Here is a 6,769-nt window from a genome sequence, read left to right as displayed (position 1 = left end):
AACTCTGACGTCGATTCTCGCCCGTCCCCGTCCCGACGTCGAACAGGAGGAGGCACCCCGAGTCCCGAGCGTGTACAGCGCCAGTACCGCTCCCTTCACGCCCATGGTGTCTCCTACGTCGGAAGCCGACATCCATGAATCTCCGGCAGACGAGCGTCAGACGGCGAGCGGCGAGGTGACGGCCCGACCGGACGACCGAGAAGAACGCACGATTCGGCTCCCAATCCGAGAAAATCTGCCATATCTACGGGGTATCCCGGGTATTTCTGCGGAATCGATATGCTATCTCGGCGCCTCCTAGCGGTGGTGACGAACGTCACCGGTGAGTTCAATGGACGGAATCAGCGGTAAAGTCGCGCTCGTGACGGGCGCTGGGTCGGGTATCGGACGGGCGACGGCGCTTCGGTTCGCCGAGGCCGGGGCGACGGTTGCCGTCGCGGACCTGGACGAGGAAGGGGGCGAAGAGACGGTACGTCTCGTCTCCGAGGCCGGCGGGGAGGCGGAGTTCTTCGCAGTCGACGTGAGCGACGAGGAGAGCGTGAAGGTCCTCGTCGACGACGTCGTCTCGACGTTCGGCGGCCTCGACGTCGCGTTCAACAACGCGGGTATCGAGGGGACGCCGGGGCCGATAACCGACCAGTCGTTCGAGGACTGGAAGCGCGTCGTCGACGTCAACCTCGGCGGGGTGTTCCTCTGCACGAAACACGAGATTCCCGCGCTCCGCGAACGCGGCGGCGGCGCCATCGTCAACACGGCGTCTATCGCGGGCCTCGTCGGCGCGGCGGACCTGAGCCCGTACTACGCCTCGAAACACGGCGTCGTCGGACTCACGAAGTCCGTCGCCGTCGAGGTGGCCGACGACGGCATCCGCGTCAACGCCGTCTGTCCGGGCGTCGTCGACACGCCGATGGTCTCGCGGTTCACGGGCGGCGACGACGCCGCCATGGAGGGAATCGTCGCGCCGCAGGCGATGAAGCGCGCCGCCGACCCGTCGGAGATAGCCGCCGCGGTGGTGTGGCTCTGCTCCGACGAGGCGTCCTTCGTCACCGGCGTCCCGATGCCGGTCGACGGCGGGTACGTCGCGCAGTGACCGAGCCTCTTTTTTGGTCGCCGAGAGCGCAACCGTGATACCGGCGGCCGCCGACACGCGAGTATGAGCGACGACGCCGACGCGGACGCCACGTCGCGGACGGCCGCCGTCTCCCGCGAGACGGCCGAGACGACCATCGAGGTGACGCTGACGGTAGACGGCGACGGCGACGCCGCCGTCGACACGGGCATCGGCTTCTTCGACCACATGCTCGAAGCGTTCGCCAAGCACGGCCTGTTCGACCTGACGGTTCAGTGCGACGGCGACCTGCACATCGACGACCACCACACCGTCGAAGACGTGGCCATCGTCCTCGGCGACGCACTCGCGGAGGCCCTCGGCGACAAGCGCGGCATCGTCCGCTACGCCGACCGGCAGGTTCCGCTGGACGAGGCCGTCGCGGGCGTCGTCGTGGACGTGAGCGGACGACCGCACTTCGCGTTCGACGGCGAGTTCTCTCAGGAGTCCATCGGCGACTTCACCAGCGACATGGCGCGGCACTTCGGCTACTCGCTGGCGATGCACGCCGGCCTGACGCTCCACGCGGAGGTGCGCGGCGACAACGCCCACCACGAGGTCGAAGCGCTGTTCAAAGCGCTCGCCCGGTCGCTCGACGACGCCACCCGCGTGGACCCCCGCCGGAGCGACACGCCCAGCACGAAAGGCGAACTCTGAACGCCCACGCCGCGGCGACGCGGGTGCGGCCCGCCCCGCCGCGAACGCCGCCCGTCGCGGGTCTCCGGGCGCTCAGGCCTTGCGCAACTGGCCGTCGTCCTCGGCCAACACGTCTCGCTGAACCGCGTGGTCGATGATGTCGTCCACCTGCCCCCGGTCCAGGTCGTAGGCTCCGCTCGCGATGTCGGTTATCTCGGCTCTGTCCACCGGGAACTCCCGGTTGTTCAACAGGCGCATCACCTTCCTGAAGTTGGGCGGCTCCGACCCGACGGACTCCGCGCCGTCGTCGTCGCCACCCTCGCCCGTCTCCTCCTCGGTGACCTCGTAGTCCTCGGCCGGGTCCTCGGCGTCCTGCTTCCGGTCCGGGTCGTCCACCTCGTAGTCGGCGTTCGGTTCCTCCTCGTCGACTTCGGCGTCCGCGCCGTCGGTGGCGTCGCCGTCGCCGTCGGACGCGTCGTCGCCGCCGGGAGCGTCGTCCGCGTCGGCGTGCGCTCTGGGCGGTTCCTCGCGTCCGCGGCGGCGTCCTCCACCTCGTAGTCCTCGGCGGCGGCCTCCGCGGATTCTCCGTCCTCGGCGCCGGTCGTCGCTGAGTCCGCGTCCTCTCCGGTGAGGGTCTCGGCGTCGACGTAGGCGTCTCCCTCGTCACCGGCGGCAGTCGTCGTCTGCGTCTCGTCCGTCGACCGGTCGGTCGCCGTGGGGTCGAGGGGGGCGCTCTCGTCGCTCTCCACCCTCGCGTTCGTCCGACTCCGAAGCCGCCGGGACGGGTTCGGGCGAGGCGCTCCGTCGTTCGGCGCCCGAGTCGCCGCCGGTCTCTTCGATACCCAGTCGGGCGAGAAGCGGGCTGACGACCGTTTCGAGCGTGCCGAAGCAGTCGTCGCAGAGGACGACGCGACGCTGTTCGGCCTCCGTCGGGGACAGTTCCGCGGGCAGGACCTCGTAGATTCCGGCGGCGTCGTCGCCACAGAAGTCGCAGGTGCGCAGTTGACGCATGGGCATACGCGAGTCGTCTCTCGGAACGCGGTTAAACCCTGCCGCCGGCGTCAGTGGGGGACGGCTTCGGCGTCCGGCGAGCAACGGCGTCGAACGTGTGCATTAATGACTCCCGGCGTCTATCTCCCCGCGAGGAATGTTCGACGAGATAATGCGGAAGTTCGAGGGGAGTCCGAGCCAACAGGCGGTCATCCGCCTCCTCCTCGAACGGGGGTTCTCCGTCAACGACGAGGGCCGCGTCGTCTCCGGCGGCATCGAGATACCGAACACCGGCATCGCCCGCGAAATCGGCGTCGACCGCCGGGTCGTCGACTCCACGACGAGCGCCATCCTCGAAGACGAGGAACTGCGCCGCATCTTCCAGAACATCTCGTCGATTCCGAGCCTGATGGACCTCGCGCCCGTGCTGGACCTCTCGGTCCTGACCGTCGAAGTGGCCGACGCCGACGCGCCCGGTATCGTCGCCGAGATAACCTCCCGCATCGCCGACCACGACATCTCCATCCGCCAGACCATCAGCGAGGACCCCGAGTTCACCGACGACCCGAAACTCTACCTCGTCACGGAGGAACCCCTGCCCGGTGACCTGCTGAACGAACTCTCGGAACTCTCGTTCGTCCGGCGAATCAGCATCGCCTGACGGCCCCTCGTCGACCCGCCCCGACCCGACCCGCCCGCGACCGAACCCTTTTGACCGAACCCGCGCCAACTTCGTCCATGACCGACGCCTACCGCACCGTCGCCGGCCCCGGCGAGGCCAGTTTCGAGGTCCGCGGCTCGGAGTTCGTCGGCTACGTGGATCGCGCGAACACCGTCGCGGAGGCGGAGGCGTTCGTCGAGCAGATAGAGGCGCGACACCCCGACGCGACGCACAACGTCCCCGCCTACCGCGTCCCGGCCGGGGGGGAATCGTCCGGCGGGAGCACCATGCTCCGCGAGTACTCCTCGGACGACGGCGAACCCTCCGGGTCGTCGGGCAAGCCCGCGCTGAACGTCCTCGTGCAACAGGACATCAGGAACGTCGTCGCCGTCGTCACGCGCTACTACGGCGGCACCAACCTCGGCGTCGGCGGCCTCGCCCGCGCGTACTCCCGCGGCGTGAAGGACGCCGTCGCCGACGCCGGCACCGTCGAGGAGGTGCCGCACGAGACGTTCGCCGTCACCGTCGCCTACGACGACTCGGGGTCCGTGCGCGGCCTGTTGGAGAGCGCGGGCGTCGAGTTCGACGCCGACTACGAGGCGGACGTGTCGTTCGCGGTGCGCGCGTCCGTCGAGGACGCCGCGGACCTGCGCGACCGGATTCGAAGTGCGACCAGCGGTCGGGCCGACATCGAGTGACCCCGACTCGCCCACCCGCACCGCCGGCACCGACAGTATCACGCCGCGGGCCGCCGTGCCCAGCACCATGACCGACCGATACGAGGCAGTCGTGGTCGGCGGCGGCATCGTCGGGTCGTCCGTCGCTTATCACCTCGCCCGCGCGGGCGCGAGACGCTTCTCGTCGACCGCCGCGACGAGGGCCGCGCCACCGACGCCGGCGCGGGTATCCTCTCGCCGGGGACGACCAGCCGGGACGACGAGACGTGGGTCGAGTTCGCCGTCGAGGCCGTCGACTACTACGAGGAGTTGGTCGCGGCCCTCGAACGGGAGCAGGACGGCCCGCACGGCTACACGCAATGTGACCTCTTGACCGCCGCCCTGAACGACGCCGAAGTCGACGCCTACGAGGCGGCACTGGAACGCGTCCGGGACCGACAGGCGCGACTCGGGACGCCCGAACCGGGGACGGTCCACGAACTCGACCCAGCGGCGGCGAAGGCGGCGTTTCCGCCGCTGGCGGAGCCGAAACGGGCGTTCCGCTCCGACGACGCCGCGCGCGTCGACGGCCGCGAGTTCGAGGGGGCACTCCGGCGGGCGGGGCGGACACACGGACTCCGGACGCGCGAGGCGAGCGTGGAACGGCTCTCCGTCGCCGCCGACACCGTCCGCGGCGTCGTACTCGAATCCGGCCAGCGAATCGACGCCGCGAACGTCGTCGTCGCCGGCGGCGCGTGGTCGAAGACGTTCGCGTCGCAACTCGGTGTCGAGGTGCCGGTGGAACCCCAACGCGGGCAGATAGTCCACCTCGACGTCGCCGCCGACACCGAGGACTGGCCCATCGTCAGCGCGTTCCGCGAGCAGTACCTGGTGCCGTGGAACGACGGGCGCGTCGTCGCCGGCGCGACCCGAGAGACCGGCGCGGGCTACGCCCCGCACACCACCGTCGAGGGGGCTCCTGGAGGTGTTCGAGGAGGTGGTCCGCGTCGCGCCCGGCCTCGCCGACGCCGCGGTGCGCGAGGAACGCGTCGGTCTGCGGCCGCTGACCCCCGACGGTCTGCCCGTCCTCGGGCCGGTTCCGGGCGTCTCGGGCGCGTACCTCTGCACGGGACACGGCCCGACCGGCCTGCAGTTGGGTCCGTACAGCGGGAAACTGGTCGCCGACGCGGTGCGCGGTGACGGTGCGTCCGAGTGCGAGCGGTTCGGCGTCGGCCGGTTCTGAGGTGACCTCGCGGCCGTCTCCGCCGGTGGGCGTAACACTTTCACCGGACGTGCCGAAAGCCGGGGCATGAATCCGGTCTCCGCGACGGACTACCACGACATCGTGCAGGTCGAGGACCCGCAGGTCTCTCCCGACGGGACGCGCGTCGCGTTCGTCCGCAAGGTGCCGACGGACGAGAAATCGTACGAACAGACGGTGTACGTCGTCCCGACCGACGGCAGTGCCGACCCGCGCCGACTCACCATCAGCGAGGGCGTCGACTCCGCGCCCCGGTGGAGTCCGTCCGGCGACCGACTCGCCTTCGTCTCCACCCGCGGCGCGGACGACGACCGACCGCAGTTGTGGGTCCTCCCGATGGCGGGCGGCGAGGCCGAACGGGTGACCGACGTTCCCGGCGGCGTCTCCGGCATCGAGTGGAGTCCCGACGGCACCCGCATCGCCTTCCAGCAGGCGACGACCGAGGCGGAACGTGAGGCGGGCGCGACGTCGCCCTCCCGGACGAGGAGTACGAACGCGAGACGCCCGACCCGCGGGTCGTCGACCGACTGGTGTACCGCCAGCACGAACGCTACCGCGACGGCACGGTCGACCACGTCTACCTCGCCCACGTCGACGGCGAGGGCGTCGACAGCGAGGCCGACGACGGCCGCGTCGAACGCGTCACCGACGGCGAACTCGACCACGTGCGCCCGCGTGGCGCGACGACGACACGCTCTACGTCGGCGTGAAGTACCCGCAGGGCGACGTCGAACCCGACGACAGCGTCGTCATCGACATCCAGTCGGTGGACCTCGCCACCGGCGACCTGACCGACGTGACGCGGACGACCTGCTGGGGACTCGTGATGGACGTGGCCTCGGACGGCCGCGTCGCCTACGGCCGCACGCCGGAAGAACGCCTGTCGATGCGGAGCACGGACCTCGAAGTGTACGACCCCGAGAGAGACGAGACGGTCGTCCCAACGGAGAACCTCGACCGGACCGTCGACCTCTCGGCCGGGTTCGCGTGGGGGCCGTCGGAGGAACACGTCTACTTCCTCACGCCCGACGAGGGTCACTACGTCGCCCGTCGCGTGGCCGCGGATGCCTCGACAGACCCCGAACTCCTCGCCGACGAGGGCCACGCCACCGGGTTCTCGGTCGGCGGGGACGACGACGCGCCCGTCCTCGCACTCGCGAAGAGCGAGTGGGACCACCGCGGCGACGTGTTCGCGTTCGCCGACGGCGAGGAGACGCGCCTGACCGAGGTGAACGCCGACTACCTCGCCGACGTGGACGTGCAGGAACCCGAGGAACTGTGGTTCGAGTCCGACGGCGGCGAGGTGCAGGGTTGGGTGCTGACGCCGCCGGACTTCAGCGAGGACGAGACGTACCCCCTCGCGGTCGAGATTCACGGCGGCCCGCACGCGATGTGGTCCGCGTCTGGGACGATGTGGCACGAGTTCCAACTGCTGGCGGCCCGCGGCTACGTCGTCT

9 protein-coding genes and 1 pseudogene are annotated in these 6,769 nt (G+C 70.2%); 7 read left to right on the top strand and 3 right to left on the bottom strand.

Annotation, left to right across the window (positions count from 1 at the left end):
• Positions 1 to 331 precede the first annotated feature (331 nt).
• Positions 332 to 1,090, top strand: a complete 759-nt coding sequence (locus tag GJ632_RS17825; protein ID WP_191453653.1) for a glucose 1-dehydrogenase — start codon at positions 332 to 334, stop codon at positions 1,088 to 1,090.
• 63 nt (positions 1,091 to 1,153) lie between these two features.
• The gene (gene hisB / locus GJ632_RS17820; protein WP_191453652.1) at positions 1,154 to 1,765 is read left to right on the top strand and encodes an imidazoleglycerol-phosphate dehydratase HisB; all 612 of its coding nucleotides are present in this window, start codon (positions 1,154 to 1,156) and stop codon (positions 1,763 to 1,765) included.
• 72 nt (positions 1,766 to 1,837) lie between these two features.
• Here the strand turns inward: hisB and GJ632_RS24175 are convergent, their stop codons facing one another.
• The gene (locus GJ632_RS24175; protein ID WP_231751658.1) at positions 1,838 to 2,140 is read right to left on the bottom strand and encodes a hypothetical protein; all 303 of its coding nucleotides are present in this window, start codon (positions 2,138 to 2,140) and stop codon (positions 1,838 to 1,840) included.
• A 267-nt stretch (positions 2,141 to 2,407) separates the two neighbouring features.
• Positions 2,408 to 2,761, bottom strand: a complete 354-nt coding sequence (locus GJ632_RS17810) for a hypothetical protein (protein ID WP_197428069.1) — start codon at positions 2,759 to 2,761, stop codon at positions 2,408 to 2,410.
• A gap of 130 nt (positions 2,762 to 2,891) precedes the next feature.
• On the opposite strand from GJ632_RS17810, the gene GJ632_RS17805 reads away from it, so the two are divergent.
• The 3 genes and pseudogenes from GJ632_RS17805 (at position 2,892) to GJ632_RS24170 (ending at position 5,294) form a co-directional block, all read left to right on the top strand.
• A complete protein-coding gene (locus GJ632_RS17805) occupies positions 2,892 to 3,395 on the top strand; it encodes an amino acid-binding protein (RefSeq protein WP_191453650.1) in 504 nt (167 codons plus the stop codon).
• A 77-nt stretch (positions 3,396 to 3,472) separates the two neighbouring features.
• Complete coding sequence (locus GJ632_RS17800; protein WP_089803759.1) at positions 3,473 to 4,093, top strand: YigZ family protein; 621 nt, start codon at positions 3,473 to 3,475, stop codon at positions 4,091 to 4,093.
• 78 nt (positions 4,094 to 4,171) lie between these two features.
• Positions 4,172 to 5,294: pseudogene (locus tag GJ632_RS24170) on the top strand (NAD(P)/FAD-dependent oxidoreductase).
• 89 nt (positions 5,295 to 5,383) lie between these two features.
• Here the strand turns inward: GJ632_RS24170 and GJ632_RS24160 are convergent.
• A complete protein-coding gene (locus GJ632_RS24160) occupies positions 5,384 to 5,857 on the bottom strand; it encodes a hypothetical protein (protein ID WP_231751657.1) in 474 nt (157 codons plus the stop codon).
• Between GJ632_RS24160 and GJ632_RS24155 the strand changes: the two genes are divergently transcribed.
• Positions 5,843 to 6,022, top strand: coding sequence for a hypothetical protein (locus GJ632_RS24155; protein ID WP_231751656.1), 180 nt, complete (start codon positions 5,843 to 5,845; stop codon positions 6,020 to 6,022). The two genes, GJ632_RS24160 and GJ632_RS24155, sit on opposite strands and share 15 nt — an antisense overlap.
• The coding region (locus GJ632_RS24150; RefSeq protein WP_394351830.1) for an alpha/beta hydrolase family protein at positions 6,019 to 6,769 on the top strand (751 nt) is incomplete at its 3' end. The genes GJ632_RS24155 and GJ632_RS24150, both read left to right, overlap by 4 nt.

Source organism: Halogeometricum sp. CBA1124, from assembly GCF_009741955.1.
GTDB classification, from domain to species: domain Archaea; phylum Halobacteriota; class Halobacteria; order Halobacteriales; family Haloferacaceae; genus Halogeometricum; species Halogeometricum rufum.
This window is presented reverse-complemented; position numbering and strand designations above follow the sequence as displayed.

What these genes read in the sequence shown, in the direction of transcription:
- GJ632_RS17810 (WP_197428069.1), bottom strand. Translation starts at nt 2,761, where the DNA reads ATGCCCATGCGTCAACTGCGCACCTGCGACTTCTGTGGCGACGACGCC.
- hisB (WP_191453652.1), top strand. Translation starts at nt 1,154, where the DNA reads ATGAGCGACGACGCCGACGCGGACGCCACGTCGCGGACGGCCGCCGTC.
- GJ632_RS17805 (WP_191453650.1), top strand. Translation starts at nt 2,892, where the DNA reads ATGTTCGACGAGATAATGCGGAAGTTCGAGGGGAGTCCGAGCCAACAG.
- GJ632_RS17800 (WP_089803759.1), top strand. Translation starts at nt 3,473, where the DNA reads ATGACCGACGCCTACCGCACCGTCGCCGGCCCCGGCGAGGCCAGTTTC.
- GJ632_RS17825 (WP_191453653.1), top strand. Translation starts at nt 332, where the DNA reads ATGGACGGAATCAGCGGTAAAGTCGCGCTCGTGACGGGCGCTGGGTCG.